The following is a 23,889-nucleotide window of genomic DNA, read 5'->3' on the forward strand; positions in this document are numbered from 1 at the left end:
CGCGATCTGGCACAACCGGACCACCGGCCAGCCCGTGACGAGATCCCTGATCGCCTACGACCACTGAACCAACTTCGGACTTACTCGTCTAGGGCTCAGATCTGCGGCGTCTGGTCCCAAGGGGACGGATCGTCGCGCAACCGGCTGTACAGATAGCCGTCGCGCCACTGGCCGGCCCGAAACTCGCTGGCCCGCACGACGCCCTCGAGCTGGAAGCCGGCCTTCTCCAACGCTCGTTGCTCGGCGACGTTCTCGGGGTGCGTGCCGGCCTGGATGCGCTGGGCCGGACTGTGGTGGAAGAGGTAGTCGCAGAGCAACGCCTGGGCGCGCCAGCCGATGCCTCTCCCCCGCCACTGCGGCAGCAGGACGATGCCGATCTCCCAGTACGACGCCCGTCCGGCGTAACGTCCAGCGGTGTAGCTGACGATGCCGGCTGCGGCCTGCTCCTGCTCGACCTCCACGACGAGCCGTCCGTCGTCCTCGCCGAGGTAGCCGTCGACGGCGAACCGCCGTGCCGGCGCCCCGGCGTCGCTGAAGCCGGCCCAGTCCAGACCGATCAGGCCCGGCTCGGTGCGGAACCGCCGGAACATCGCCAGGTCGGGCTCGGCAACCGGCCGTAGCCGGACAGTGAGATCGGCCGAGACAGACATCGACAGATCGTCACTTTCCATGGCGACACGCTAGCTGACGCAGAGTCGAGTGCGGGTTCTGCGCCGCGCGTGCAGAGCGACCGGCGTTGACAGCCGAGGTTCTGGTCGGCTCCTTTGGAGCTGAATAGTTGACGACATCACCTCCGCCCACCCCGCACAGCTCACCTCGGGCCAGCCGCTGGACTCTCCGGCAGAGACAGCCACGCCGGCCGTCTTGAATCGTTTGCGACATCAGCTCCAAAGGACAGCGCGCGAAGAACCTCCCCGCCGGCAGATCTGGCCACCGGTCAGACCTTGAGCAGCACCTTCGTGCAGTCGTCCTGCGTCTTTTGGAAGATCTTGTAGCCCTTCGGTGCGTCACGCAGCGGCATCCGGTGGCTGACGATGAAGCTCGGGTCGATGTCGCCGCGCTGGATGCGCTCCAGGAGCGGCCGGGTGTAGCGCTGGACGTGGCACTGACCGGTCCGCATGACCAGCGAGCGGTTCATGAACGCGCCCATCGGGAACTTGTCGACGAAACCGCCGTACGCGCCGACGACCGAGACCACCCCGCCGGAGCGGCAGGCGAGGATCGCCTGCCGGAGCGCGAACGGTCGTTCCGTCTCGACACGCGCGGCCTGTTTGGCCCGGTCGTACGCGTACATGGCGGCGTTGCCGTGGTGGCCCTCCAGGCCCACCGCGTCGATGCACGCGTCGGGGCCCCGGCCGGCGGTCATCTCGTTGAGGGTGTCCAGGACATCGACGTCCTCATAGTTGATCGTCTCGGCGTCGATGTGCTCCTCGGCCAGCCGCAGCCGGTACGGGAACCGGTCGACGACGATCACCCGCTCCGCGCCGAGCAGCCGGGCGCTGGCCGCGGCGAGCAGCCCGACCGGCCCGGCACCCCAGACGGCGATGACCTGCCCGGGTTTGATGTCGCACATCTCGGCGCCCATGTAGCCGGTCGGGAACACGTCGGCCAGCATGACCGCCTGGTCGTCGCTGATCTCGTCGGGCACCTTGACCGGGCCGACGTCGGCGAGCGGCACCCGCGCGTACTCGGCCTGGCCACCGGCGTAGCCGCCGAGCAGGTGCGAGTAGCCGAAGATGCCGGCCGGCGAGTGCCCCATGATCTTCTCGGCGATGCCGGCGTTCGGGTTGGAGTTCTCGCAGACCGAGTAGAGGCCCCGCTGGCAGGACGAGCAGTGCCCGCAGGCGATCGGGAAGGGCACCACCACCCGGTCGCCGGGGGCGAGGTTACGGACCTGTGGGCCCACCTCCACCACCTCGCCCATGAACTCGTGGCCGAGGATGTCGCCCTTGCGCATCGCGGGGATGTAGCCGTGGTAGAGGTGCAGGTCGGAGCCGCAGATCGCGGTGGTGCTGATCCGGACGATCGCGTCCCGAGAGTTCATGATCTTCGGGTCGGGTACGTCGATGACCTTGACACTGTCGGTGCCCATCCAGGCGGTGGCCTTCATCAGCGGTCCCTTTCGGAGAGCTCGGGCGGTCAGCGGCGGGACGCGGGCAGCGGCTGGGCGGGTCGCTGCATGGCCTGTTGGCGTACGGAGATGCCGTTGGGGCTGCCGTCGGAGCGGACGACCTCGCCGGTCTCCAGCACCTGCTTGAACCGGCGCAGGTCGTCGCGGACCTGCTGCTCGGGTTCCTCGCCGAAGAGCTTCGCCACCGCTCGGCCGAGCGCGCCGGCCGGTGGCGCGTAGCGCAGCTCCACCCGCACCTCGGTCCCCCGGTCGCCCGGTGCGGGCACGAACCGGACCCGGCCGGCGTTGGGCACCCGGGTTCCTGGCAGCGACCGCCAGGTGATCGACTTGTTCGGCTGGTCGTCGATGATCTCGGCGTCCCACTCGACGCGGTGCCCGGCCGGACCACGGGCGATCCAGTGCGAGCGGCGCAGGTCGTCGGCACGGACGGACTCCAGGTGTGCCATGAACCGGGGCAGGTTCTCCATGTCCCGCCAGAACCGGTACGCCTCGGCGGGTGACCGGTTCACCGTCACCGCGATCTCCATCCGGATCACCCGCGCGCGGGCCCGTCGCGCCTGGCCGATACGGATGGCGGCGAGCGCGTCGACGGCGGTGATGCCGGCAATGGCGAGGGTGGTCAGCGCGACGCGGCGGCGGCGTTCACCGCCGCGGTCGGCGAGGGCCCGCCCGAGCAGTGTGAGGTCCATGGCGTCGCCGACCACCCGGCTCCAGGCCCAGCCGGCGGGGCGGCGGCCGCTGAGCAGACCCGCGGCGCTGCCCAACTCCCTCAGGCCGATGGCCGCCAGCACGGGCCGCGCGGCCGGGGAGTCGTCCACCCCGGTCAGTCGCGCGACGGGTCCGGGCGCGACGAGCGCGCCCACTCCCAGGGCCAGGCTCAGCAGGCCGAGCGCGCTCGGCAGCGTCGCCGGCACCGGCCCGTCCAGCTCCGGCAGGAGCACAGTGTCGACACGACTCACGTCCGGTTCCTTCCGGTGGGCGTCGCCGCCGGTCCGCCGGCGGGGGCGGCGGGGTCCCGCCCCCGTGACGCTATGCGGTACCCGTGACCTCTGTGTCGGATTCAGGCATATCGCGGCATGCGCGGCGCACGGGCGAGTTGCGCGTCTCGCTCAGTCAGCATCGCGACATTGACCGATATAGATCAGATACCGACCGTTACCGTCTGCTCACCGTCGCCGCGACACCGGAAGGACCACGCCAGTGAGCCGTACAACCCTGCGCCACCTGACCGCGACCATCGCCGTCGCCCTGCTCGTCGTCGAAGCCGCCGCGCCGGCCGCCGCGCGTACCCCCGGGTCGTCCGCGCTCGGCGGCGTCCGCACCGTGGTGCGCGACGCGGCCACCGGCGTCCCGGTCCCCCGGGCCTGCGCCGCGCTCGTGCCGGTGGACGCCGCGGCGTTGGCGGCGGTCACCCTCGGCGAGGACCAGCACGGACGGTACGGGGGGTGCGCTGACGAGCAGGGCGTCCTGGTGACCGGGGACGTCGCCCCGGGGAAGTACCGGCTGCTGGTGCGCCCCTACGACACGACGACGCACGGCTGGCAGTGGGTGGGCCGGCACGGCGGCACCGGCGACCGTGAGCGGGCACAGGTGGTCCAGGTCCGGGCCGGCGCGGTGACCGAGGCGCCGACCGTCCGGCTCGACCCGCCGGGCACCATCGTCGGAGTGGTGACCGACGCGGCGACCGGCGCACCGGTCAACCGCGCCCTGGTCATGGTCGTGCCGTACGTGCCGCATCCCAAGTACGACGACCACGGCCCGACCACCGACGAGGACGGCCGCTACACGATCACCGGCCTCGGGCCGTACCACTGGCCGGTGCAGTTCGCCGCCTACGGGCTGGCGACCGTGTGGTCCGGTGGGGTGGGCGGTCGGCAGCAGGCACGGCCGGTGCAGGTCCGCGCGCACCAGACGGCGATCCTGAACCAGGCGCTGCCCGCCGGCATACCGCTGGGCGGAGCGGTAGTGGTTGACGAGCTGGCCACCTACGCCCAGGTCATCGCGTTCGACGCGGCGACCGGGGACCTGGCCGGCGTGGCGGACGTGGGCAGCGGTTACGCCCTGCGGCTGCTCCCCGGGCAGCGGGTGAAGCTGCGCTGCGACTGCGCGTACGTCCCGCCGGTCTGGCACCGCGACGCAGCCGGCTTCAACGCCGCGACCCCCGTGCGGGTCCGACGGACGCCGGTCGTGGTGGACTTCAACCTCGACTGACCCGGATTCTGGCCGGCCGCCGGAACCTTATCCCGCGCCCGCGGGTGGGAGTGGTCGAGGAGGGGGCACCTCCGGCGTTAGGAGTGCGCGGCAGCGGGTAGCCGGCATTCGCTCTGACCAGCGTCCGAGGAGGTGGGATGTCGGAGACCAGCGCCTTCTTCGAGCGGTTGACGGTCGCTGGCCAGGATCCACGGTTCAGCAAGGTCTCTGGCAGCGTGCGATTCGACATCGGCGACGACGGCAACCTTGAGCAGTGGATGCTGAACATCGATCATGGCCGGATGCGGGTGACCCGAAGCGCTGCCCCCGCCACCACTGTGATCCGGGTGTCGGCGCAGCTCGCGGACGCGATGGCGCGGGGCGAGGTGAACGGGCTGGCGGCGCTCACCCGGGGCGAGATCATGGTCGACGGCGATCTCGCCCTGGCGTTGCGCCTCGGGCGACTGTTTCCGCGAGAGCCTGGGCGGCCTCAGCGCGAGGATCCGACAGTGGGACGTGACCGATGAGGGACATCGCGGGCACCGTGGCGTGCATCGACGGGAACACCTTCATGGTGTCCGACGCCAGCGGCGACGTGCAGTCGTCCCCGAGCACCCCGGTGGGCCTCTTCGCCGCTGACACACGCTTCCTGTCCCGCTGGAGGCTCACCGTCAACGGCGAGTGCATGACAGCGCTGTCGGTCGACGACAGCCAGTACTTCGAGGTCACGTTCTTCGCGGTGCCGGGCGCGGCGGTGGACTACGTGGAGGCCGACGTGTCGGCCATTCGGCGCAGGCGCATCGGCCCGGACCTCACCGAGTCGCTGACGATCTTCAATTACGGCGAGCAGGACATGACGCTCGACGTACGTCTGGAGGTGGCCGCCGACTTCGCCGACATCTTCGAGATCAAGTTCGACTCCGGCGCCAAGAGCGGCGCGTACTACACGCACGTCGGCCCGAACGAGTTGCGCCTGGGCTACCGGCGCGGCACCTACCGCCGTGAGGTCGTCGTGTCGGCGAGTGAGCCCGCGGAGTTCGACCCGGGCGGCCTCCGCTTCACGGTCCGGCTGCGCCCTGAGCAGCAGTGGTCGACCCGGTTGCAGGCCGTCATGCTGGCGTTGCGTCCGGACGGCGTCGACCTGCGCTCCGCCCTGCGCGCCCAACGGCCGGACGAATCCACCCTGCCCGCGAGCGTGCGGGCCTGGGTCGCGGCGGCCCCGACCCTGGACACCGAGAGTGTCGGCCTCCAGCAGGTCTACCACCGCAGCCTGTTGGACCTGGCGGCGGTGCGCTTCGCTCCGCTCTCGCTCGGCGGCGCGAGCGTACCCGCGGCCGGGTTGCCCTGGTTCATGACCCTGTTCGGCCGTGACAGCCTGTTGACCTGCCTGCAGACCCTGCCCGTCACCCCGTCGCTGACCCCACCGACGCTGCGCATTCTCGCGTCGTTGCAGGGCGTCCGGACCGATGATGTCCTGGAGGAGGACCCGGGCCGGATCCTGCATGAGCTGCGCTACGGGGAGTCGGCCGCGTTCGAGGAGCAGCCGCACTCGCCCTACTACGGCACGGTGGACGCCACGCCGCTGTTCGTGGTGCTGCTCGACGAGTACGAGCGGTGGAGCGGCGACACCGCGCTGGTGATGGAGCTGGAGCAGGAAGCCCGCGCGGCCCTGGCCTGGATCGACCTGTACGCGGACCTCACCTCCACCGGCTACGTCTGGTACCAGCGACGCAACCGCGTCACGGGCCTGGACAACCAGTGCTGGAAGGACTCCTGGGACAGCATCTCCTATGCCGACGGCCGACTGCCGGGCTTCCCGAGGGCCACCTGCGAAACCCAGGGGTACGCCTACGACGCGAAGATCCGGGGGGCGCGACTGGCCCGCACCTTCTGGGGCGACACTGCCTACGCCGAGCGGCTGGAGAGCGAGGCGGCAGCCCTGTACGAACGGTTCAACCGGGACTTCTGGCTTGAGGACCGCGGCTTCTACGCCCTCGCACTCGACCACGACGGCACTCCCGTGGACAGCCTGTCGTCCAACATCGGGCACCTGTTGTGGAGCGGCATCGTGCCACCGGAGCGGGCTGCCCGGGTGGTCGAGCACCTGATGGGTCCGGCCCTCTTCTCCGGTTGGGGGGTGCGGACGTTCGCCGAGGGGCAACGCCGCTACAACCCGCTCGGATACCACAACGGCACGGTGTGGCCGTTCGACAACTCGTTCATCGCCTGGGGTCTGCGCCGATACGGGTTCAGCAACGAGGCGGCCCGCATCGCCGAGGGCATCCTCTCCGCCGCCACCTACTTCGAGGGTCGTCTGCCCGAGGCGTTCGGCGGGTTCGACCGGGACACCACCCGGTTCCCGATCCGGTATCCGACCGCGGGTAGCCCGCAGGCGTGGTCCAGTGGGGCCTGCATGCTGCTGATCCGCACCATGCTCGGGATCAACCCGCACGACGACCACCTGGCCGTGGACCCGGCGCTGCCGTCCGCGTTCGGGCGGATCGCGCTGCTGGACATCCCCGGTCGTTGGGGCAAACGCGACGCGTTCGCCCGCCAACGCCCGGACAGCGGCACGGTCGGCTGACGAGGAGCGACGCCGTCCGCGCGTACCCGGTCAGAACTCAGCCGTCGGCGGACCTGGTGGCCCGGAAGGTGCGCCGGTACGCGTCCGGGGGCACTCCGACGGTGCGGTGGAAGTGTCGACGCAGTGTCGCGGCGGTGCCCACGCCGGCCGCCTCGGCGACGGCCTCGATGCTGTCGTCGGTGTTCTCCAGCAACTCCTGGGCACGGCGGATCCGCTGCGTCGACAGCCACAGAAGTGGGGTCGTGCCGGTGGCCGACCGGAAGTGGCGGGCCAGGTTGCGTGAGCTCATGTTGGCCTGCCGGGCCAGGTCCTCGACGGTCAGCGGCCGGTCCAGGCGGGCCAGGGCCCAGGGCAGCAGAGTGGCCAACGGGTGGTCGTCACGGGCGGGCACGGGGGTGGTGACGTACTGGGCCTGACCACCGGCGCGGTGCGGTGGCACGACCAGGCGGCGGGCGACGGCGTTGGCGACGATCGAGCCGTGGTCGCGGCGGATCAGGTGCAGGCACAGGTCGATCGCGGCGGCCTTCCCGGCGGAGGCGAGCACGGCACCGTTGTCGACGTAGAGCACGTCCGGGTCGACGCGGACCCGGGGATAGCGGGCGGCCAGCGCCTGGGTGTGGGCCCAGTGGGTGGTGGCCCGTTGCCCGTCGAGCACCCCGGCGGCGGCCAGCACGAACGCGCCGGTGCACAGCGAGACCATCCGGGCGCCCGCCAGGTGGGCGGCGCGGACCGCGTCGAGCAGGTCGGGGGGTACGTCCGCGTCGACGTCCTCGACCGACGGGATGATCACGGTGTCGGCGCGGGCGAGGCGTTCCAACCCGTCGTCGGGCGCCAGCAGGAAGCGGCCGACCCGGACCGGGCCGGGACCGCAGATCGCCACGTCGTACCAGGGATCGGCCAGGCCGGAGGGGTCGTGGGCGAAGACCTCGCAGGCAAGGGCCAGCTCGAAGTGCAGCATCCCGTCGGTGGCGGCGATCGCGACATGGGTCATGTCCGAAACTGTACGAGGGTTGGCGTTCCCGACACTGGTCGGCCACTGGACACTGCGGGAGGCTGAGCCCAGACGATCTTCCAAGGGGGCAGCGATGGGTTACAGCGTGGCGGTGTTCGGGGCGTACGGGCACACCGGACGGTTCGTGATGGCGGAGCTGAGTGAGCGCGGGTTCGGTGCCCTGCCGGTGGGCCGTGACCCGCGCCGGCTGGCGGCGTTCGGGCTCGGCTACCGGGTGGCGTCGGTCGACGATCCGGCCTCGCTCGACGCGGCACTGGCCGGTGTGGACGCGGTCATCAACTGCGCGGGTCCGTTCGCGTCGACCGCCGCCGGTGTGATCGAGGCCGCGCTGCGCGCCGGGATCCCGTACGTCGACGTGGCGGCCGAGATCGAGGCCAACCTCGACACGTTCACCCACTTCACCGAGCGCGCCCGGGCCGCCGGTGTCGCGGTGGTCCCGGCGATGGCCTTCTTCGGCGGGCTCGGTGACCTGCTCGCGACGACGGCGATGGGCGTCTGGACGTCGGCCGACGAGGCGCACGTCGCGTACGGACTGAGTAGCTGGCACCCGACGGCCGGGACGGTCGCCGCGGGCGTCGTCTCCCGCGAGCGCCGCGCCGGCCGCCGGGTCCGCTACACCGGCGGCCGGTTGGAGTACCAGTCCGGCGGGGACCTGCCGAGGATGGACTGGGACTTCCCCGCGCCGCTGGGTCGCCGCAGCGTCCTCGGAGAGTTCAGCATGGCCGACGTCGTCACCATCCCCCGTCACCTGGTCATCCCCGAGGTCCGCACCTACATGACCGTCGACGCCGCCAGCGACCTGACCGCCGCGGCGGCACCGGTCGCGGTCGACGGGCAGGGCCGGTCCGCGCAGACGTTCACGGTCGACGTCATCGTGCGTCGCGGCGACGAGCGCCGCCGTGTCGTGGCCAGTGGCCGGGACATCTACGCCGTCAGCGCGCCCCTGGCCGTGGAAGCGGTCGGGCGCGTCCTCGATGGTCGGACGAGGACCAGCGGCGTCGCCTCCGCCGGCGAGATGTTCGACGCGCCCGACTTCCTGCGCGCGCTGTCGCCGGCCATCCGCGTCGAACCGATCAGCGGCTGAGACCGAGAATTCGCCCACAATTCGTTACTCGAAATTCGTAATCATCGCACCACAACCGGGCGGCAGGACTTAAAGGAAACTTAAGTCTGGACGAGTGAAAAATTGTCATCCTGAGCCGTCGCGCCGGCAGCCAGGGCGCTTATCGACCGGTCTCCTTAATTCTTTTCCCGCGAGTTGATGCAGGCCCCTGACGTGCACATACTCCTTCCGACAGAGCTTCACCGTCGACTCGAAGGAAACCACTGGTAATGCGGACTCCCCCCGCGCACGTCGCACCGCCGGATCGGGCGCGAAAGCGTCGTCGCCTCACTCGCATCACGCTCGCCTCCGCGGTGGCCGCCGCGCTGGCCGGCAGCGGCATCTACATCGCCGGCGCCCAGGCCGAAGAGGTCGCCGTGCCCGGCCGGGTGCAGGCGGAGGCCTTCGCGGCACAGTCCGGGGCGCAGACCGAGGGCACTGGCGACGCCGACGGCGGCCGTAACGTTGGCTGGCTGGCCAGCGGCGACTGGCTGCGCTTCGACGGCGTGTCGGTGACGGGCGTCGACCTGACGGCCCGGGTCGCCTCGCACAACGCCGCCGGCGGCACCGTCGAGTTGCGCCTCGGCGCGCAGGACGGTCCGCTGCTGGCCGGCTTCCCGATCGCCCAGACCGGCGGTTGGCAGAAGTGGACGACCGTCACCGCGAAGGCGTCGGCCGTGCCGTCCGGCGCGCAGACCGTCTTCGCGGTCATGAAGAGCGCCTCGAAGTCGGACTTCGTGAACCTGAACTGGTTCACGTTCGGCCCCGCGAAGGGCACGTCGCCCAGCGCGTCGGCCACGCCGAGCACATCGGCCGCCCCTTCGGCGACGCCGAGCTCCACCGCGTCCGCGTCCGCGTCCCCGTCGACCTCGGTCCCACCGAGCCCACCGGCCGGCGGTTGGGTGCCCGTCGACCAGGCACAGTGGAGCAAGGAACTGGCCGCCTTCAACGCCATGAAGCCGAAGGCGGTGCCGCCGGGCACCACCCGGGTGCCGGAATTCCACACCGACTGCGGCGTCGCGAACTCGGCCCCGGACGATCCGATCGTCCTGCCTGGTCTCGCTGGCGCCTCGCACATGCACACCTTCTTCGGCCCGAAGATCGACGCCTTCACCACGACGGACACGTTGTTCGACGCGGCGAACACCTGCAACGCCCCCGGGGACAAGAGCGCCTACTGGACCCCGGAGCTGCGCAAGGACGGCAAGGCGGTGCCGATCAAGAGCATGCGCATCTACTACGGTTCGCGGGTCAAGGACCCGTCGACCGTCAAGCCCTTCCCGCCGGGACTGAGGGTGGTCGAAGGTGACGCCAAGCGGCAGGTGGACACCCCGAAGAACGCCGGTAGCAACCAGTTCTGGTGCGCGGGTAGCGCCGAGATCGGCCGCAGCGCCGACGGCAACTGGCCGAAGTGCGCCCCCGGCGGCAACCTGATCTTCCAGCTCGTGTTCAAGGACTGCTGGGACGGCAAGAACATCGACTCACCCGATCACAAGTCGCACATGGGCGACCCGGTGAACGGCGTCTGCACCGGCAAGTACCCGGTTGCCGTTCCGGATCTCTCCTTCATGGTCAACTACGAGTCGCTGGGCGGTGACGGCCTCAGCCTCTCCTCCGGCAAGCCGTCATCCATGCACGGCGACTTCATGAACGCCTGGGAACCGGAGCGTCTCGGCGACCTGGTGAAGTCCTGCCTCAACCAGAACGCCAAGTGCGGCGTCGACACGACGTTCGCCGGCGGCTGACCACCGCCCGCATTGCGACGGCCCCCACGCTGCGGCGTGGGGGCCGTCCGTCACCGCACCCGGTGCGACCCGGTCACGAGGGTCAGATGACCAGCGTGAATCCCGCCGCCTTGCACGCGGCGGAGATGTCCTTGCCGGCCTTCTCGAAGGCCGGGTTGTCAGCGGCGGTCGCCGGGTCCGCCGCAGCCGCGGCCTTGGCCGCCTCCGCGCCGAACGCCCGCAGAGCCGTGGCCACCTTGCCGTCGCCGGTCGAGGCGACCGCGGCGATCTTCTTGTCCAGGTCGTTCAGGATCTTCTGGTAGTCCGCCGGGGAGTCTTGGCCGGTCGTGGCGACCTTCACCAGCTCGGCCTTCATCTCGTCGCTGACCTTCTTCGCCGCCTCGCAGAGTTCCTTGTCGCTCGCGGCGCCCGCCGCGGCTGACGGGGCCGCCGTGGCGGCCGCGGAGGTGGCCACCGCGGACGGGGCTGCGGAGGTGGCAGCGGGCGTGGTGGATCCGGCGGTCGTCGCCTTGTCGGCGTCGCCACAGGCGGCGAGGGTCGTCGAAACGGCAAGGATCAACATGGCGGAAGCAAGACGGGAAGATTTCACGGACGCGGACGATAGCCGAAGTCCAAACGATGATCAATTCGCTCGGCGGTCCGCCACTCCGTGTGCTGTCGGCGGCGATGTCACCGTCGCCCACTGGTCACCACCCGGTAACCACCAATGTGGACGGAAGCTGGTAGGGAGGAGGCGGCTGCCTCACCTCAGGGAGATGACCGTGGCACGTTCCCACCTGTCCCGCCGTTCGCTGCTGACCGCCGGTGGCGCCGCCGCCGTGGCGCTCGGCGCGGCCGTAGCCAGCCCGTCCGCCGCCTCCGCCGCGCCAGCGGAAAGCCCCATCGACACGCCGGCGGAGGCGCTGCGTCGGCTACAGGCCGGCAACCGGCGGTTCACCTCAGGCCGCGGCCGGCACCCGCACCAGGGCCTGTCCGACCTGCACCGGCTCGCCGCCGGCCAGCACCCGTTCGCCATCACCGTCGGCTGCGCGGACTCCCGGGTGGCCGCCGAGGTGCTCTCCGACCAGGGGCTGGGCGACCTGTTCGACAACCGGGTGGCCGGCAACATCGTCGACGACCTGCTGCTCGGCAGCGTCGAGTTCGCCGTGGAGGAGGTCGGCAGCCTGCTGATCGTCGTCCTCGGCCACGAACGCTGCGGCGCGATCACCGCCACCATCGACGCCATCCACACCGGCGGTACGGCGCCCGGGCACATCGGCACCATCGTGGACGCCCTGCGCCCGATCGTCGAGCCGGTGCTGAACCAGCCCGGCGACCCCATGGAGAACGGGGTGCGCGCCAACATCGCCGCCCAGGTGGAGGCGCTCAGCGCACGCAGCACCATCATCGCCGAGAAGGTGCACGAGGGCACGCTGCGGGTGGTGGGCGCCCGCTACGACCTGGACAACGGGCGGGTTTCCCTGGTGGCCTGAAGCCGTCATCCGATCCTGGGCCACCCGGACGGCGACGCTGGTCGCTCATCCACTGCCGCCGACCAGCGCCGCCGGTCGCGTCGCGGCCGACGGGTACGGCGGTAGTAGGACCATCCGGCCAGCGGCAACGCGATCGTCCAGACCAACAGGAGCGGGAGACCGATCAGGACGCCGGTCGGGGTGAAGATGTCCTCCGCGCCGGGCTCTCTCAGGTCCGCCGCGAACTGCCAGGGCAGGGTCGCCGAGTAGCCGATCATCAGGGCGGAGCCCAGCACCGTCGGCGTCAGCGGCAACCACTGTGGCACCCGACGTCCGCGCAGCCATGGCACCCACCGGGGGAAGACCACACCCCAGTCCTTGATGAGCCCCAGCGCCAGTACGCCGCCGAGCCCGGCGAGGACGCACAGCAGGCCCAGGTAGAACGCGCCGGGCGGCAGGCCCAGGAAACCGTCGACCGGGTGGTCCCCCACCCCGGGCCCACGACCGCGGTACCACTCGCGGAACGGACCGGGATGGGCGAACAGTGGGATGCCGAGGATCCATGGCACGTGCAGTGGGATGAACCCCAGCACGGGGGCCATCCACGCCACGTGCCCGGCCCGGCGGGCCCAGGACGGCGGCGGTGGCGGGGCGGGCGTGGCGTTCGTGCGCGGCGTTCGAGTCACGGCGTCGTCTCCATCTGCGGCGGGCGTTGGCACATCCGAGATCACCGTCGCCGAACGGCGCGGCGAGCGGATCGCCGTGCGGAGGGACTCGTCTCCCCCGCCGTAGGGATGGCGCCTTTTCGCCACAACGGTGCGCGTGACGAAAGCACTTCCCGGCAGCGGACCGCGCTCCGGAGGCTGGACACCATGAATGTGACCCGGCTCGACCCACCGGGCGACGGCCACCTACAGCCCTCGCCCGGGGACACCCGCGCCCGCATCACCGTCGTGGACGCACTACGCGGATGCGCGCTGCTGCTCATCCTGCTGGTGAACATCGCGTTCTTCAGCTCCGGCTACGACTTCCACCTGGTCGACGACCCGACGCACGGCGCGGTGGACGTGCTGATCGCCGGCGCGGTGGAGCTGTTCTTCGCGATGAAGGCCTACCTGCTGTTCGCCTTCCTGTTCGGTTACAGCTTCACTCTGCAACTCGACTCCGCGGCACGGCGCGGAGCGGCGTTCCGCCCGGCGTTCCTGCGCCGGCTCTCCGGGTTGTTCGTTCTCGGCGTACTGCACGCGGTGCTGCTGTTCCACGGTGACATCCTCACCACGTACGCACTGCTCGGTCTCGTGCTGCTCGCGGCCCGGCGGATCGAGCCCCGCACCGCGCTGATCGCGGCGGCGACCATCATCGGCGGCATCGCCGTGGTGGTCGGGGTCGCCGCGGTCCTCGGTGCCACACTGGTTCCGGACGAGGCCGTCGCGCTCAGCGCCGGTGCGCGTTCCACGCTGGCTCTGGGCGGCGGCTTCGACGATGTCGTCCTGGAGCACCTTCGGTCGATGCCGGCGATGATCGGCGGCCTCGCCGTGCAGGGGCCGCTGGCGTTCGCGGCGTTCCTCGTCGGCCTCGCCGCCGGCAAGCAGCGGCTCCTCGCCACCCTGCCTGCCCACCAGGACCTGCTGCGCCGGTGCGAGAAGGTGGGGTACCCCATCGGTCTGGCCGGCGCCGTCGTGTTCGCGGTCGGTGGTTCCACCGCGAACCTGACCGGACTGATGGTCAGCATCGTCACCGCGCCGTTCCTGGCCGCCGCCTACGCCGCGACCCTGCTGCGCCTGTTCACGCGGCGGCCGCGCCTCGCGCACGCGTTCGCGCCCGCCGGGCGGATGGCCCTGACCAACTACCTGGCCCAGTCGCTGGTGTGCGTGCTCGTCTTCACCGGCCTCGGGTGGGGCCTGGTCGGCCGCACCTCGCCGGCACAGACACTGCTGATCGCACTGGTGATCTTCGCGGGGCAACTGCTGGTCAGCGCGTGGTGGCTACGGCGATTCCGGTACGGTCCCGTCGAATGGGCGCTGCGCGCCTGGACCCACCGGGCGCACCGCCCCAACTAGGGTGCTCACATGGTCGATCGGCACCAGGTGATGAACTTCCGGGTCCGGGCCCAGCAGCTCGACCGCGACGAAGGCACGATCGCCGACACCGCAGTCCTGGATCTCGGGGTGCAGAACACGGGTCCAGACGGCGCGCGGTGGGCGCTGGCGGTACGCGGGGTCGACGTGACCGCGATGTCCGACACCGACCTGGTCCTGCTGTGGACGGTGCGGGGCGCTCCCCACCTCTATCGCCGGGTCGACGTTGCAGAGGTGGCGGCGGCGGTCGCGCCCAACTCCTCGGCCGACGCGGGCAAGCGCATCTACGACGCCGCGAAACCGTTGAAGGCCGCCGGCATCGACACCCTCGCGGCCCTCGACGAGATCGCCGACCGGATGCGTGTCATCGTCAGCACGCCCACGGTCAAGGGGGACGTCTCCGGTCGCCTGGCCACCATGCTGCCCGAACCTTATCTGCGGTTCTGCCGGCCGTGCGACGCCACGCACCTCTACGAGATGCCGTTCCGGCTCGCCGCCGTGCGGGCCGGAGTGGAGTTGCAGCTCGACACCTCACCCCCGGTCCTGCGGCGCATCACCGGGTTCAGGAGAGCGGCCACCGCGGGTGAACGCTTCGACCTCGTCCGCGCCTATCTTCGCCTGCTCGGTCCGGCCACCCCGAAGCAGGTCGCCGACTACCTCGACTCCCCCGTGAAGGACGTGAAGGCGCACTGGCCCGAGGATGTGATCGAGGTGACGGTCGACGGCGAGGTGCGCTCACTCCTGGCCGCCGACGAGGAGGCGTTGGAATCCGCCGACGGCAGTGTCACCCGACTGCTCGGCCCGTTCGACCTGTTCCTCCAGGCCAAGGACCGGGCGACGCTGGTGCCGGACGCCACCCACGCCAAGGAGCTGTGGCCGGTGCTGGGTCGCCCCGGCGCCGTCCTGGTCGACGGCGAGCTGGTGGGCACCTGGCGGCCCCGCAAGTCCGGCAGGACGTTCACCGTCGCCGTCCAGCCGTGGCACCGGTTGTCGGACGCCACGCGTAAGGCCATCACCGTGCAGGCCGAACGCCTCGCCGCGTACCGCTCCGTCTCCCTCAGCGGCGTCGACTTCGGCAGCTAGGGCCTCTCACTCCACCGTCCACGCGATGGCGGGCGGGTGCAACCGAGCGCAGACGGGCTCACCGGCGGCATCGGTCAACCCGACCCGGCCGACCAGCGTCCCGTTGCCCTCGTGGGCGGCGCGCAGCAGCTCGGTCGGCACGTCGGTGAACATCAACTTCGCTCGTCGGAACATGGCGAAGCCGTCCGGGGTCACCGCGCCCCAGCTCAGATAGAGAAACCGCGCCCCGGGGCGGCCGTGCACCCAGGGGCCACCGACGTCGAGCGCGCCGTCGACCTCACGGCTGGACACCTCGAAGGACCAGGTGGCGTCGGCCGCGTCGGCCGGCACCTGGTCGACCACCTCAGCCTTGCGCTGAACCCCTACGTGTACGTTGCCCCGCCGCAGCGCATCGGCCTCCGCACCGGGACGCTGACCTGGGAGATCGCTGCCGTCGATCCGGATCCGCATGGCACCGACTCTAGTTAGTCGGCCGGTTGCCCAGCGGTGTCGTCCTCGCCGTACTCGCCGCGGATGGGCAGGTAGTAGGCGGGCAGGAACCCGGCGATGATGGCGACGCCGGCGATCGGCACGAACGCGCCGACGAGGATGCCGGAGCCGATCCAGACCAGCGCGAGCGCGAACCGGCGACCGATGGCCCGCGCACCGACGGGACCGAGGCCGGGGTCCAGCAGTCTGGCCCGCCGAAGGTGCGCCCACACGATGTTGAAGAGAGCCGCTGCCGTCCACAGTGTGCCGCCGTAGACGACGACCGACGCACGCAGCCCCTGCTCCGCGCGCAGAGCGTCGGCCAGCAGTGACGTGGAGAACGGCAGGAACGCGATGACCATCAGGAGCAACGTGTTGAGGAACAGGACCCCTCGGTCGACGTGCCGGACACGGTCGAACATGACGTGGTGATTCACCCACACCTGCCCGATGAGCAGGAAGCTCAACGTGTACGCCAGGTACGACGGCCACAGTGCACCGAGCCCCTGGACGAGGCGCCCGAAGTCGTGGGGCGGTTGGATCTCCAGCACGAGGAGCGTCACGGCGATCGCGAAGACACCGTCGCTGAAGGTCAGCAACCGACCCGGGCTACGGGTGAGCCGTGAAGTTTCCCTTTTGGGAGGCACGTACAGAATTATGCAGTACGTCAGCTTTCGTGATAGGGAGGGCTGACGGCCGTCCTGCGCAGGCAGCCTGCATGCTTCACCGGTACGCGACTACGTCGGAGTTCGGCAGGTTGTCGATCAGGGCGGTGGCCAGAGCGGGCATGGACCAGACTCAGTCACTTCCCGGGCGGGCCGCTTCGGTCCCGATCGCGCGCAGGTGCGCCAGCCCCTGGGACCAGGACTGGATCAGAGTGGTCTCGTGGTAGGCGACGCCGTGTTCGGCGCAGAACTGGCGAATCAAGGGCTGGGCGAGGCGCAGGTTCGGTCGGGGCATGCTGGGGAACAAATGGTGTTCGATCTGGTAGTTGAGCCCGCCGAGGAGTGCGTCGAGGAACCGGCCGCCGCGCACGTTGCGGGAGGTGAGGACCTGTCGACGGAGGTAGTCGAGGTCGTCGGCCTCGGTCAGGATGGGCATCCCCTTGTGGTTCGGGGCGAAGGAGCTGCCCAGGTAGAGCCCGAAGATCGCTTGATTGACCAGGATGAACACGATCGCCTGCGGAACACTCAGGACCAGGAACACGGCTGCCAGGTAGCCGGCGAAGTGCAGGACGAGCAGGCCGGCTTCCGCCGGTCGGCGCCTGAGGCCACCGCGGCTGACGACCGCCCGGACGCTGGCGGCGTGCAGATGCAGACCCTCCAGCATGAGCAGGGGGAAGAACAGCGTCGCTTGGTGTCGGACGAACAGCGCCCGCACGCCGCGCTGCGTCGCGGCCTGCCCCGAGGTGAACGACAGCGGAGCCACGACGATGTCGGGGTCGCGGCCTTCGGTGTTCGGATGGGCGTGGTGGCGGTTGTGCTTGTCGACCCACCACCCGTAGCTGATCCCGGTCATCAGGTTTGCACAGATCAGGCCGAGCACGTCATTCGCCCGACGGGATCGGAAGACCTGTCGATGCCCGGCGTCGTGACCGAGAAACGCCACTTGCGCGAGCAGCACCGCCACGCCGGTGGCGGTGGCCGTCTGCCACCACGACGAACCGAGTCGAACGAAAACCACGCCCATCAGCACGAGACAACCCAGCAGGACCGTCAACCGGGCCGCGTAGCGGCGCGGGTGACGGTCGAGGAGACCCACGCCTCGGACCAGGCGAGACAGCTCGGCGTACGCACTGCCGCGGTCACTACGGGCGCCAACATCCGCATTACTCACTGTCGCCACTCCTGTACGACCGCCAGTTCAGGGCAGGTTGATGGTTCCAGTCTTCCTCACAGCCCTCTCCCCGCAGAAGGAAACGCCAGCTCACGGCAACCACGGTGCAAAGCACCGTTCGCCTTCATGCACGTCCGCCGATTAGGTACCCGACATCTCCGGTCCAGTCCGACAATCAGGACCATGAGGTCAGGTCGGATTCAGGGGGTTGTCATGGCGCAGAAGAGGAAGCCCATCGCACGGCAGACGCTCGTCCTTGCCTTCGCGGTTGGAGCGGTGACCGGAGCGGCGAGCATGCTCACACTCCGAGGTCGCCGCCAGGACGGTGGCTTCCCGCCGGCTGACGTCGCGGGCCAGCTCGACGACGGCCTCGCACCGATGACCGGCGGGCGTATCGACGCCCCCGCGCACAAGCCCGAGAGTGCTCCGCTCGCGCAGCACCACTGACCCCCAGGCAGCGCCTCGGGCCACTCCCTGCCCGACAGAGATGAGCACACTGATCAGATCACCCGACTGGTGCGCGACGAGCTGACATTGGCGCGGGCGGAGATGACCGCCAAGGGCAAGCGCGCAGGCGTCGGCGCCGGGCTGCTCGGCGGCGGCGCGGTGCTCGGGATCTTCGCCGGCGCGACCGCCGTCGCCACGCTCGTGCTGACCCTGGCAGCGGTCATGCCCGACGCCGTAGCCGCCCTGATCGTCACGGTGATCCCCGCCATCGCCGCCGCGATCGCGGCCCAACGCGGCAAGAAACAGGTCAGCACGGCAATGCCCATCACACCCACCGCAACCAGAGGCAGCGGCAGACACCCAATGCGCTCTGCCGGGCAGGCACACGACGAGTTGCTGGCGCAAGAAGGTCGGAAACCTGCGCCGGATCCCGGTGGTGGCGCTCACCCTACTGCTGTGCGGCACCAACAGGCTGGAGGTCAGTGCGTAGTTGCCCGTACTTCACGGGCGTCGCGGTCGACGGCGGCGGCGTCGTGGGTCAGGTCGGGGTCGGTGGCGGGTTGCGGCACGCAGAGCAGCAGGGCCTGCGGCAGCACGGCGACCAGCAAGTCCTTGCCCGGGTCGATGAGATCGCCGTCGAGCTGGCGCGGCTGAGCGCGCTTGCTGCGGACGTGCACCCGGCTGGCGGTGAAGGTCTCCATGTTCGACACGGTCTGTTTGCGGCGCAACACGCCCCAACCAAGGGCGGCCCAGTGACGCAACGTCCGGGGGCTGAGGATGGCGACATCCAGCAAGCCGTCGTCAGGCTGCGCGTCGTTGAGCAGTCGAATGCCGCCCTGTAGCCGGCCGACGTTGCCGACGATCACCGTACGGGACCGGCGAGTGAAGGCCGGCCTGTCATCGAGGGTGATGCGCAGGTGCATGGGGCGGTCGCGCAGGTGCTGGGCAGCACCAGCGGCGTAGGCCAGCCAGCCGATGTGCTCCTTGGCGGTGTCGTTGGTGGCGTCGAGCATGTGCGCGTCGAAGCCCATACCAGCCATCACGGCGAAGCGCTGCTCGCCGACCGCGCCGACATCGATACGGCGTCGTCCACCCTGCAGGACGACCTCAAGGCCGCGGGCGAGGTCACCGGAGAGCCCCAGGTTGGCCGCCAGCAGGTTGCCGGTGCCGGCGGGCAGCACGGCCAGGGCGACGTCGGAGCCGGCGAGGACGGTCACGCAGGCCATCACCGTGCCGTCGCCGCCGCAGGCGAAGACGAGCTCGGCGCCGTCCCGGACAGCCTGCCTGGTCTGTCCGGCGCCGGGATCGTCGACGGTGGTCTCGAACCACATCGGTTCCGGCCACCCCTTTGCGGTAAGGGCGTCGGTGACGGTGCGACGCAGTTCGGCGAGGTCGGGCACTTTCACCGGGTTCACGACGACAGCTGATCGTAGAGGGCCTGTAATGGTCATGACGTCCAAGGGAAGTCCTTTTCAGTGAGGACGTGCAACCGCCGCCGACCCATGGGCCGGCGGCGGTTGTCAGTGCTGTCAGGAATCGGCGTTCTCGCGACTTCCGGACTTCGCCAGGCCGCGGCTGACCAGGTATCCGATGGTCAGCAGTACGACGTAGAACCAGGCGCGGTCGGCGCGGAAGTAGTCGCCGCCGGCGCCGTTGTCGCCATCGCCGTTGCCGTCAACCACCAGAGAGGCGATCAGGACGGCCACCGTGATGACCACGTACGCGATGAACTCGGTGGTCTTGAACGCGGCCTTCGTCTCAATCGAACGGCGCCGCACCGTTCCGTTCACGGAGGCGCCGGTGCTGTTGGTGGTGGTGCTGGACATCATGTCTCCAGGAGCCGATCACACGTGGACCTCGTACCGCTCTGGCGGCACGGGATTGAAGCAGAAGCTGTGACGGCAGTCAGGTACTCGTTTGCTATCAATCATCTATTGCCCTGGCTGAATTTTTTAAACAGGAGCGGTTCTACCCGTTTGCCGAGCGATGCCTCAAAAGGCCTGTCGAAGGGCGCGACATGCGCTTTTCGACCCTGCCGGTCGCGAAACAGTGGGCAGTTCGGGGGCAACTGTTAACTCGTCGGTCCGCGTCGCGGGCTCCGGCTGGGCGGCAGCGGGTGTACGGGCATCGGCAGATCCGCACGCAACGTCGCGATCTGGTCCATCCCTGTCAGTCGCAGGACTTGCCGCGTGCCGACGGTGGGACGGCACAACAGGATGGCGGAGTCTGCCGGCAGACGGTGACGGAGGTGTACCAAGAAGTTGGGCAGAACGGAGCAGGCGAAGGTGACTGCGGCCAGGTCGATCACGACGCTGGCGGGGGCTACGGTAGCCAGTCGGTCGGCGACCGCGGACAGTGCGGCGGATGCCACCATGTCGATGTCGCCGCCGAGGCAGATCAGAGCCGATGCGACGTCCGGGGCGGACAGCACAGTGACGGCGAAGCCATCGTCGGATCCCGTGTTCACTACGCACCTCGGCATGATTCGATGTCTGCCGAGGGCTGGGGCAACAGCCCACGAGGGCCGCAGCGCAGACGATACCCCGTCGCCGGAGGCGTCGCACGGCCCGTCATTCACCTTTCGCGTTGCTGTGAAATCAATCGGTGCCGATCGGCCTGGTAGGTTCGGCATGACCGGACAGACCGGTTCTGCTGCCCCAAGCTTCGGTGGCACCTCACGTGGAAGGTGCCACCGTGCCCCCCGAAGATCTTGTTCATTCCCGCCGCCCGTCGACGTCGCGTCAAAGGGTCTATGCCCGCGAGGACGTAGGCGCCTGCCGTGGATGACGACCGGTTCTCGGTCATCGCGGAGCTCATCGCACAGCAACCCGGCGACACCGACGATCAGGCCGGCCTTTTGCGCCGGGTGTGCGGGGCCGCCGCGCAGGCGCTGTCGGCGTCCGGGGCAGGCGTCAGCGTGATGACCGTGGACGGAGCCCGCGGGGCGACCGCCGCGTCCGACCCGCTCAGCGAGCGCTTCGAGGAACTGCAGTTCGTGCTCGGTGAGGGGCCCTGCATCGACGCGTTCGCCACCCGCAGGCCGGTCCTGGTCCCCGACCTCGGCGAGTCAGGTCCCGGGGCCGGCCGCCGCTGGCCGTTCTACACTCCCGCCGCCCGGCAGGCCGGCCTACGGGCGGTGTTCGCGTTCCCGTTGCAGATCGGCGCCGCCCGCCTCGGTGTCCTGGACGTGTTCCGCACCCACATCGGCCCGTTGAGCGGCACGGAACTCGCCGACGCTCTCGCCTTCGCCGAGGTCACCGTGACCACCATGCTCGACCAGCAGGAAGACGCGGGCATCGCCGGCCTTGACGATGCTGACGAGATCGGATACCGCTCGGAACTGGCCCAGGCTCAAGGCATGGTCATGGTGCAGCTTGGGGTAACTATCGCTGAGGCGATGGTACGAATCCGCGCGTACGCGTATGCCGAAGACCGCCGCTTGGCCGATGTGGCCCGTGACGTCGTCGCGCGCCGGCTGCGTTTCGACAGTGACGTCAAATGATCAAAGTTCTTGGTGAGAGCCGGACAGGCCGGGAGGCAGAGATGAGCACCGTTTCCGCGGAGCGGTTGGCGACGATATTCGTCGAGGTCGCCGACACCCTCGTCGACGACTTCGACCTGATCGAGTTTCTGCACACGCTCACCGACCGGGCCGTCGACCTGGTCGGCGCGGCCGCCGCCGGCCTGCTCCTGGCCGATCAGCGCGGCCGGCTCGAGTTCATGGCGGGCTCCAACGAGGACGTCAAGCTGGTGGAGTTGTTCCAGTTGCAGACCCAGCAGGGCCCCTGCCTGGAAGCGGTCCAAACCGGCCAGCCGGTGATCAACGTGGATCTGCGCAGCGCGGCCTCCCGGTGGCCGCGTTTCGCACCGCGAGCCACCGCCGCCGGGTTCCAGTCGGTGCACGCGTTCCCGCTACGGCTACGCCGTGAGGTGATCGGCGCGCTGAATGTCTTCGGCGACACCAAGGGCGGCGATTTCACCGGCGCCGACGTTCCGATCATGCAGGCCCTGGCCGATGTCGCCGCGATCGGCCTGCTTCAGGAACGCGCCATCCGCCGCGGCGAGGTCCTGACCGAGCAACTCCAAGGGGCTTTGAACAGCCGCATCGTCATCGAGCAGGCCAAGGGCGCGGTCGCGCAGGCTGCGGGCATCGACGTCAATGACGCTTTCATGATCATCCGTGACTACTCCCGACGGAACAACCAGAAACTGACCGCCGTCGCTCACGCCCTGGTCACCGACTCAGCGGTCCTGTCCAAGGTTCTTCGCTCCTGAACAGGTCGTCACCGTTGTGCCGCTGTGCTCGCCACCGACCGTGAGGCGATCGCTGCTTGCTTGAACGTTGCGGCGTGCTTCACCGGGTGCCGCGCAGCGGAGCGCCAACTGCGTGGAGGTGGCGCAGCGCCTGACGGTAGGACTCGGTCAGGCTGGTCTGCTCGTAGGCGACGCCGATCTCCCTGCAGTAGGCCTCGACGATGGGCTGTGCCTTCTTCAGGTTCGGGGTCGGCATCGCCGGGAACAGGTGGTGCTCGATCTGGTAGTTCAGGCCACCCAGCGCGGTGTCGGTCAGCCAACCGCCGGTCACGTTGCGGGAGGTCAGGACCTGTTTACGCAGGTAGTCCTCACTGCCGGTCGGGTGCGGCATGCCTTTGTGATTCGGTGCGAAGGTCATGCCCAGGTAGACGCCGAACACCGCGTGGTGCACCAGGAAGAACGTGAGGGCTTGCAGCGGGGACAGCATCACCAGCAGAGCGCTGGCGTACGCGGCCAGGTGCAGGGCCATCAGGCCGGCTTCCAGGCCACGGTGCTTCATGCCGGGATGCCGCAGCGCCTTGACGCTCGAGATACGTAGGTCGATGCTCAGCAGCGTCAGTAGGGGGAAGAACAGCCCGGCCTGGTGGCGGGTGATGAAACCCTTCAGCCCTCGCCGACCCCACGCCGACTCCGATGCCCATATCAGGACCTCGGGTTGCACGTCGGGGTCGAGGTCGTCGTGGTTAGGGTTGTTGTGGTGGCGGGTGTGTTTGTCCATCCACCAGCCGTAACTCATCCCGACCGCGATGTTCGCCGCGATCCGCCCCACCCGTTCGCTCGGCGCCTTCGTGCGGAACACCTGCCGGTGGGCCAGATCGTGCGCCACCAATGCCACCTGGGAGAACACGAGGCCGAGGACAGCTGCGACCGCGAGCGTCCACCAGGAGGAGCCGATCAGGAAGAACGCCGTCCAGGCGCCCAGCAACATGGTGGCTACGACACTGAGCCGTACGGCGTAGTAGGCGGGACGCCGCTTGAGGAGGCCCGCCTCGGAGATCCGCCGGTTCAGGGCAGCGAATTCGCTACCGGTCGCGGACTTCGGCGGCCGGGCCGAGATCATCGTTGGGGAGGTGGGCGGCCAGATAGTGCCGGAAACGGCATCGGAAAGGAAAACGGGTGCGCTCATCGGCGCGACTCCTCGGGTCTCGTCTGCCGGCACGGCGACGAATCCGCCGTCGTGCTCAGGTACAGGTGCAGGTGCAGAAGGCTGAGACGAACCGCAGGAGTCTGGACGGCTGCCACGTAGCCAGGCACAACATCGGCCGTGCACGTGATCGGATACCCGAGCCGAGGACGACCAAACGGCGTGACAACTCCGAACCGGCTCACACGGGCGACACCGTGCCGGTCTCCGGCGTCGCGGTGAGCAGCACATCGACGGAAGTCAGCAGGTCTGCGGTCGATCGGGTCTGCATCCGCAGGAGGCTGTTCGAGCGATGTCGCCGCCG

The 23,889-nt window shown here is 69.7% G+C and carries 23 protein-coding genes and 1 pseudogene; 12 read left to right on the forward strand and 12 right to left on the reverse strand.

The features are described 5' to 3' along the window. Nucleotides 1-95 precede the first annotated feature (95 nt). The 3 genes from ACIBEF_RS24395 to ACIBEF_RS24405 form a co-directional block, all read right to left on the reverse strand. Nucleotides 96-650: a GNAT family N-acetyltransferase gene (locus ACIBEF_RS24395; RefSeq protein WP_396795458.1), complete on the reverse strand. Its 555-nt coding sequence runs from the start codon at nucleotides 648-650 to the stop codon at nucleotides 96-98. A gap of 287 nt (nucleotides 651-937) precedes the next feature. Continuing rightward, nucleotides 938-2,110: a zinc-dependent alcohol dehydrogenase gene (locus ACIBEF_RS24400; RefSeq protein WP_396795459.1), complete on the reverse strand. Its 1,173-nt coding sequence runs from the start codon at nucleotides 2,108-2,110 to the stop codon at nucleotides 938-940. A gap of 29 nt (nucleotides 2,111-2,139) precedes the next feature. After that, nucleotides 2,140-3,090, reverse strand: coding sequence for an SRPBCC family protein (locus ACIBEF_RS24405; RefSeq protein WP_396795460.1), 951 nt, complete (start codon nucleotides 3,088-3,090; stop codon nucleotides 2,140-2,142). 241 nt (nucleotides 3,091-3,331) lie between these two features. On the opposite strand from ACIBEF_RS24405, the gene ACIBEF_RS24410 reads away from it, so the two are divergent. From ACIBEF_RS24410 to ACIBEF_RS24420, 3 genes are all read left to right on the forward strand, one after another. Then, nucleotides 3,332-4,342 carry a carboxypeptidase regulatory-like domain-containing protein gene (locus ACIBEF_RS24410; RefSeq protein ID WP_396795461.1) on the forward strand — a complete coding sequence of 337 codons (1,011 nt, stop codon included), beginning with the start codon at nucleotides 3,332-3,334 and terminating at the stop codon, nucleotides 4,340-4,342. Nucleotides 4,343-4,479: 137 nt separating this feature from the next. Beyond that, the gene (locus ACIBEF_RS24415; RefSeq protein WP_396795462.1) at nucleotides 4,480-4,848 is read left to right on the forward strand and encodes an SCP2 sterol-binding domain-containing protein; all 369 of its coding nucleotides are present in this window, start codon (nucleotides 4,480-4,482) and stop codon (nucleotides 4,846-4,848) included. Further along, a complete protein-coding gene (locus ACIBEF_RS24420) occupies nucleotides 4,845-6,905 on the forward strand; it encodes a glycogen debranching N-terminal domain-containing protein (protein ID WP_396795463.1) in 2,061 nt (686 codons plus the stop codon). The genes ACIBEF_RS24415 and ACIBEF_RS24420 overlap by 4 nt, the downstream gene beginning before the upstream one ends. Nucleotides 6,906-6,942: 37 nt before the next feature. Here the strand turns inward: ACIBEF_RS24420 and ACIBEF_RS24425 are convergent, their stop codons facing one another. Next, nucleotides 6,943-7,896, reverse strand: coding sequence for a helix-turn-helix domain-containing protein (locus tag ACIBEF_RS24425; RefSeq protein WP_396795464.1), 954 nt, complete (start codon nucleotides 7,894-7,896; stop codon nucleotides 6,943-6,945). Nucleotides 7,897-7,990: 94 nt separating this feature from the next. Between ACIBEF_RS24425 and ACIBEF_RS24430 the strand changes: the two genes are divergently transcribed. Both ACIBEF_RS24430 and ACIBEF_RS24435 read left to right on the forward strand, forming a co-directional pair. Continuing rightward, nucleotides 7,991-9,001, forward strand: a complete 1,011-nt coding sequence (locus ACIBEF_RS24430; protein ID WP_396795465.1) for a saccharopine dehydrogenase NADP-binding domain-containing protein — start codon at nucleotides 7,991-7,993, stop codon at nucleotides 8,999-9,001. Between the two features lie 248 nt (nucleotides 9,002-9,249). Beyond that, nucleotides 9,250-10,764 (forward strand): DUF1996 domain-containing protein, encoded by a 1,515-nt coding sequence (locus ACIBEF_RS24435; protein ID WP_396795466.1) that lies wholly within the window; start codon nucleotides 9,250-9,252, stop codon nucleotides 10,762-10,764. Nucleotides 10,765-10,846: 82 nt separating this feature from the next. On the opposite strand, the gene ACIBEF_RS24440 is transcribed toward ACIBEF_RS24435, so the two are convergent. Then, complete coding sequence (locus ACIBEF_RS24440; RefSeq protein ID WP_396795467.1) at nucleotides 10,847-11,326, reverse strand: hypothetical protein; 480 nt, start codon at nucleotides 11,324-11,326, stop codon at nucleotides 10,847-10,849. A gap of 193 nt (nucleotides 11,327-11,519) precedes the next feature. Here ACIBEF_RS24440 and ACIBEF_RS24445 point away from each other — a divergent pair, with 193 nt between their 5' ends. Continuing rightward, nucleotides 11,520-12,236, forward strand: coding sequence for a carbonic anhydrase (locus ACIBEF_RS24445; RefSeq protein ID WP_396795468.1), 717 nt, complete (start codon nucleotides 11,520-11,522; stop codon nucleotides 12,234-12,236). Nucleotides 12,237-12,241: 5 nt separating this feature from the next. On the opposite strand, the gene ACIBEF_RS24450 is transcribed toward ACIBEF_RS24445, so the two are convergent. After that, nucleotides 12,242-12,901, reverse strand: a complete 660-nt coding sequence (locus ACIBEF_RS24450) for a hypothetical protein (protein ID WP_396795469.1) — start codon at nucleotides 12,899-12,901, stop codon at nucleotides 12,242-12,244. Between the two features lie 186 nt (nucleotides 12,902-13,087). Between ACIBEF_RS24450 and ACIBEF_RS24455 the strand changes: the two genes are divergently transcribed. Continuing rightward, nucleotides 13,088-14,275: a DUF418 domain-containing protein gene (locus tag ACIBEF_RS24455; RefSeq protein ID WP_396795471.1), complete on the forward strand. Its 1,188-nt coding sequence runs from the start codon at nucleotides 13,088-13,090 to the stop codon at nucleotides 14,273-14,275. Between the two features lie 9 nt (nucleotides 14,276-14,284). After that, complete coding sequence (locus ACIBEF_RS24460; RefSeq protein ID WP_396795473.1) at nucleotides 14,285-15,376, forward strand: winged helix DNA-binding domain-containing protein; 1,092 nt, start codon at nucleotides 14,285-14,287, stop codon at nucleotides 15,374-15,376. 6 nt (nucleotides 15,377-15,382) lie between these two features. Here ACIBEF_RS24460 and ACIBEF_RS24465 read toward each other — a convergent pair whose 3' ends face one another. From ACIBEF_RS24465 to ACIBEF_RS24475, 3 genes are all read right to left on the reverse strand, one after another. After that, nucleotides 15,383-15,826, reverse strand: coding sequence for a DUF5990 family protein (locus tag ACIBEF_RS24465; RefSeq protein WP_396795474.1), 444 nt, complete (start codon nucleotides 15,824-15,826; stop codon nucleotides 15,383-15,385). Nucleotides 15,827-15,840: 14 nt separating this feature from the next. Continuing rightward, on the reverse strand, nucleotides 15,841-16,443 hold the full coding sequence (locus ACIBEF_RS24470) for a TMEM175 family protein (RefSeq protein WP_396795475.1): 603 nt from the start codon (nucleotides 16,441-16,443) through the stop codon (nucleotides 15,841-15,843). A 199-nt stretch (nucleotides 16,444-16,642) separates the two neighbouring features. After that, complete coding sequence (locus tag ACIBEF_RS24475) at nucleotides 16,643-17,680, reverse strand: fatty acid desaturase family protein (RefSeq protein WP_396795476.1); 1,038 nt, start codon at nucleotides 17,678-17,680, stop codon at nucleotides 16,643-16,645. 213 nt (nucleotides 17,681-17,893) lie between these two features. On the opposite strand from ACIBEF_RS24475, the gene ACIBEF_RS24480 reads away from it, so the two are divergent. Both ACIBEF_RS24480 and ACIBEF_RS24485 read left to right on the forward strand, forming a co-directional pair. Continuing rightward, the gene (locus ACIBEF_RS24480; RefSeq protein ID WP_396795477.1) at nucleotides 17,894-18,127 is read left to right on the forward strand and encodes a hypothetical protein; all 234 of its coding nucleotides are present in this window, start codon (nucleotides 17,894-17,896) and stop codon (nucleotides 18,125-18,127) included. A gap of 102 nt (nucleotides 18,128-18,229) precedes the next feature. Continuing rightward, nucleotides 18,230-18,418: pseudogene (locus tag ACIBEF_RS24485) on the forward strand (phage holin family protein); the annotation flags it as partial. Between the two features lie 188 nt (nucleotides 18,419-18,606). On the opposite strand, the gene ACIBEF_RS24490 reads toward ACIBEF_RS24485, so the two are convergent. Both ACIBEF_RS24490 and ACIBEF_RS24495 read right to left on the reverse strand, forming a co-directional pair. After that, the gene (locus ACIBEF_RS24490; protein ID WP_396795478.1) at nucleotides 18,607-19,578 is read right to left on the reverse strand and encodes a diacylglycerol/lipid kinase family protein; all 972 of its coding nucleotides are present in this window, start codon (nucleotides 19,576-19,578) and stop codon (nucleotides 18,607-18,609) included. Between the two features lie 78 nt (nucleotides 19,579-19,656). Further along, nucleotides 19,657-19,953, reverse strand: coding sequence for a hypothetical protein (locus ACIBEF_RS24495; protein ID WP_396795479.1), 297 nt, complete (start codon nucleotides 19,951-19,953; stop codon nucleotides 19,657-19,659). 953 nt (nucleotides 19,954-20,906) lie between these two features. On the opposite strand from ACIBEF_RS24495, the gene ACIBEF_RS24500 reads away from it, so the two are divergent. Together ACIBEF_RS24500 and ACIBEF_RS24505 are read left to right on the forward strand one after the other, a co-directional pair. After that, a complete protein-coding gene (locus ACIBEF_RS24500; RefSeq protein ID WP_396795480.1) occupies nucleotides 20,907-21,629 on the forward strand; it encodes a GAF and ANTAR domain-containing protein in 723 nt (240 codons plus the stop codon). A gap of 41 nt (nucleotides 21,630-21,670) precedes the next feature. Next, a complete protein-coding gene (locus ACIBEF_RS24505) occupies nucleotides 21,671-22,402 on the forward strand; it encodes a GAF and ANTAR domain-containing protein (protein ID WP_396795481.1) in 732 nt (243 codons plus the stop codon). A gap of 79 nt (nucleotides 22,403-22,481) precedes the next feature. Here ACIBEF_RS24505 and ACIBEF_RS24510 read toward each other — a convergent pair whose 3' ends face one another. Next, nucleotides 22,482-23,501, reverse strand: a complete 1,020-nt coding sequence (locus tag ACIBEF_RS24510) for a fatty acid desaturase family protein (protein WP_396795545.1) — start codon at nucleotides 23,499-23,501, stop codon at nucleotides 22,482-22,484. Nucleotides 23,502-23,889: the final 388 nt, after the last annotated feature.

The sequence above is a fragment of the Micromonospora sp. NPDC050795 genome, assembly GCF_044456785.1.
Lineage (GTDB): Bacteria > Actinomycetota > Actinomycetes > Mycobacteriales > Micromonosporaceae > Micromonospora.

What these genes read in the sequence shown, in the direction of transcription:
- ACIBEF_RS24430 (WP_396795465.1), top strand. Translation starts at nt 7,991, where the DNA reads ATGGGTTACAGCGTGGCGGTGTTCGGGGCGTACGGGCACACCGGACGG.
- ACIBEF_RS24420 (WP_396795463.1), top strand. Translation starts at nt 4,845, where the DNA reads ATGAGGGACATCGCGGGCACCGTGGCGTGCATCGACGGGAACACCTTC.
- ACIBEF_RS24505 (WP_396795481.1), top strand. Translation starts at nt 21,671, where the DNA reads ATGAGCACCGTTTCCGCGGAGCGGTTGGCGACGATATTCGTCGAGGTC.
- ACIBEF_RS24395 (WP_396795458.1), bottom strand. Translation starts at nt 650, where the DNA reads ATGTCTGTCTCGGCCGATCTCACTGTCCGGCTACGGCCGGTTGCCGAG.
- ACIBEF_RS24460 (WP_396795473.1), top strand. Translation starts at nt 14,285, where the DNA reads ATGGTCGATCGGCACCAGGTGATGAACTTCCGGGTCCGGGCCCAGCAG.
- ACIBEF_RS24455 (WP_396795471.1), top strand. Translation starts at nt 13,088, where the DNA reads ATGAATGTGACCCGGCTCGACCCACCGGGCGACGGCCACCTACAGCCC.
- ACIBEF_RS24415 (WP_396795462.1), top strand. Translation starts at nt 4,480, where the DNA reads ATGTCGGAGACCAGCGCCTTCTTCGAGCGGTTGACGGTCGCTGGCCAG.
- ACIBEF_RS24495 (WP_396795479.1), bottom strand. Translation starts at nt 19,953, where the DNA reads ATGTCCAGCACCACCACCAACAGCACCGGCGCCTCCGTGAACGGAACG.
- ACIBEF_RS24490 (WP_396795478.1), bottom strand. Translation starts at nt 19,578, where the DNA reads ATGACCATTACAGGCCCTCTACGATCAGCTGTCGTCGTGAACCCGGTG.
- ACIBEF_RS24400 (WP_396795459.1), bottom strand. Translation starts at nt 2,110, where the DNA reads ATGAAGGCCACCGCCTGGATGGGCACCGACAGTGTCAAGGTCATCGAC.
- ACIBEF_RS24445 (WP_396795468.1), top strand. Translation starts at nt 11,520, where the DNA reads ATGACCGTGGCACGTTCCCACCTGTCCCGCCGTTCGCTGCTGACCGCC.
- ACIBEF_RS24425 (WP_396795464.1), bottom strand. Translation starts at nt 7,896, where the DNA reads ATGACCCATGTCGCGATCGCCGCCACCGACGGGATGCTGCACTTCGAG.
- ACIBEF_RS24465 (WP_396795474.1), bottom strand. Translation starts at nt 15,826, where the DNA reads ATGCGGATCCGGATCGACGGCAGCGATCTCCCAGGTCAGCGTCCCGGT.
- ACIBEF_RS24480 (WP_396795477.1), top strand. Translation starts at nt 17,894, where the DNA reads ATGGCGCAGAAGAGGAAGCCCATCGCACGGCAGACGCTCGTCCTTGCC.
- ACIBEF_RS24440 (WP_396795467.1), bottom strand. Translation starts at nt 11,326, where the DNA reads ATGTTGATCCTTGCCGTTTCGACGACCCTCGCCGCCTGTGGCGACGCC.
- ACIBEF_RS24510 (WP_396795545.1), bottom strand. Translation starts at nt 23,501, where the DNA reads ATGATCTCGGCCCGGCCGCCGAAGTCCGCGACCGGTAGCGAATTCGCT.
- ACIBEF_RS24435 (WP_396795466.1), top strand. Translation starts at nt 9,250, where the DNA reads ATGCGGACTCCCCCCGCGCACGTCGCACCGCCGGATCGGGCGCGAAAG.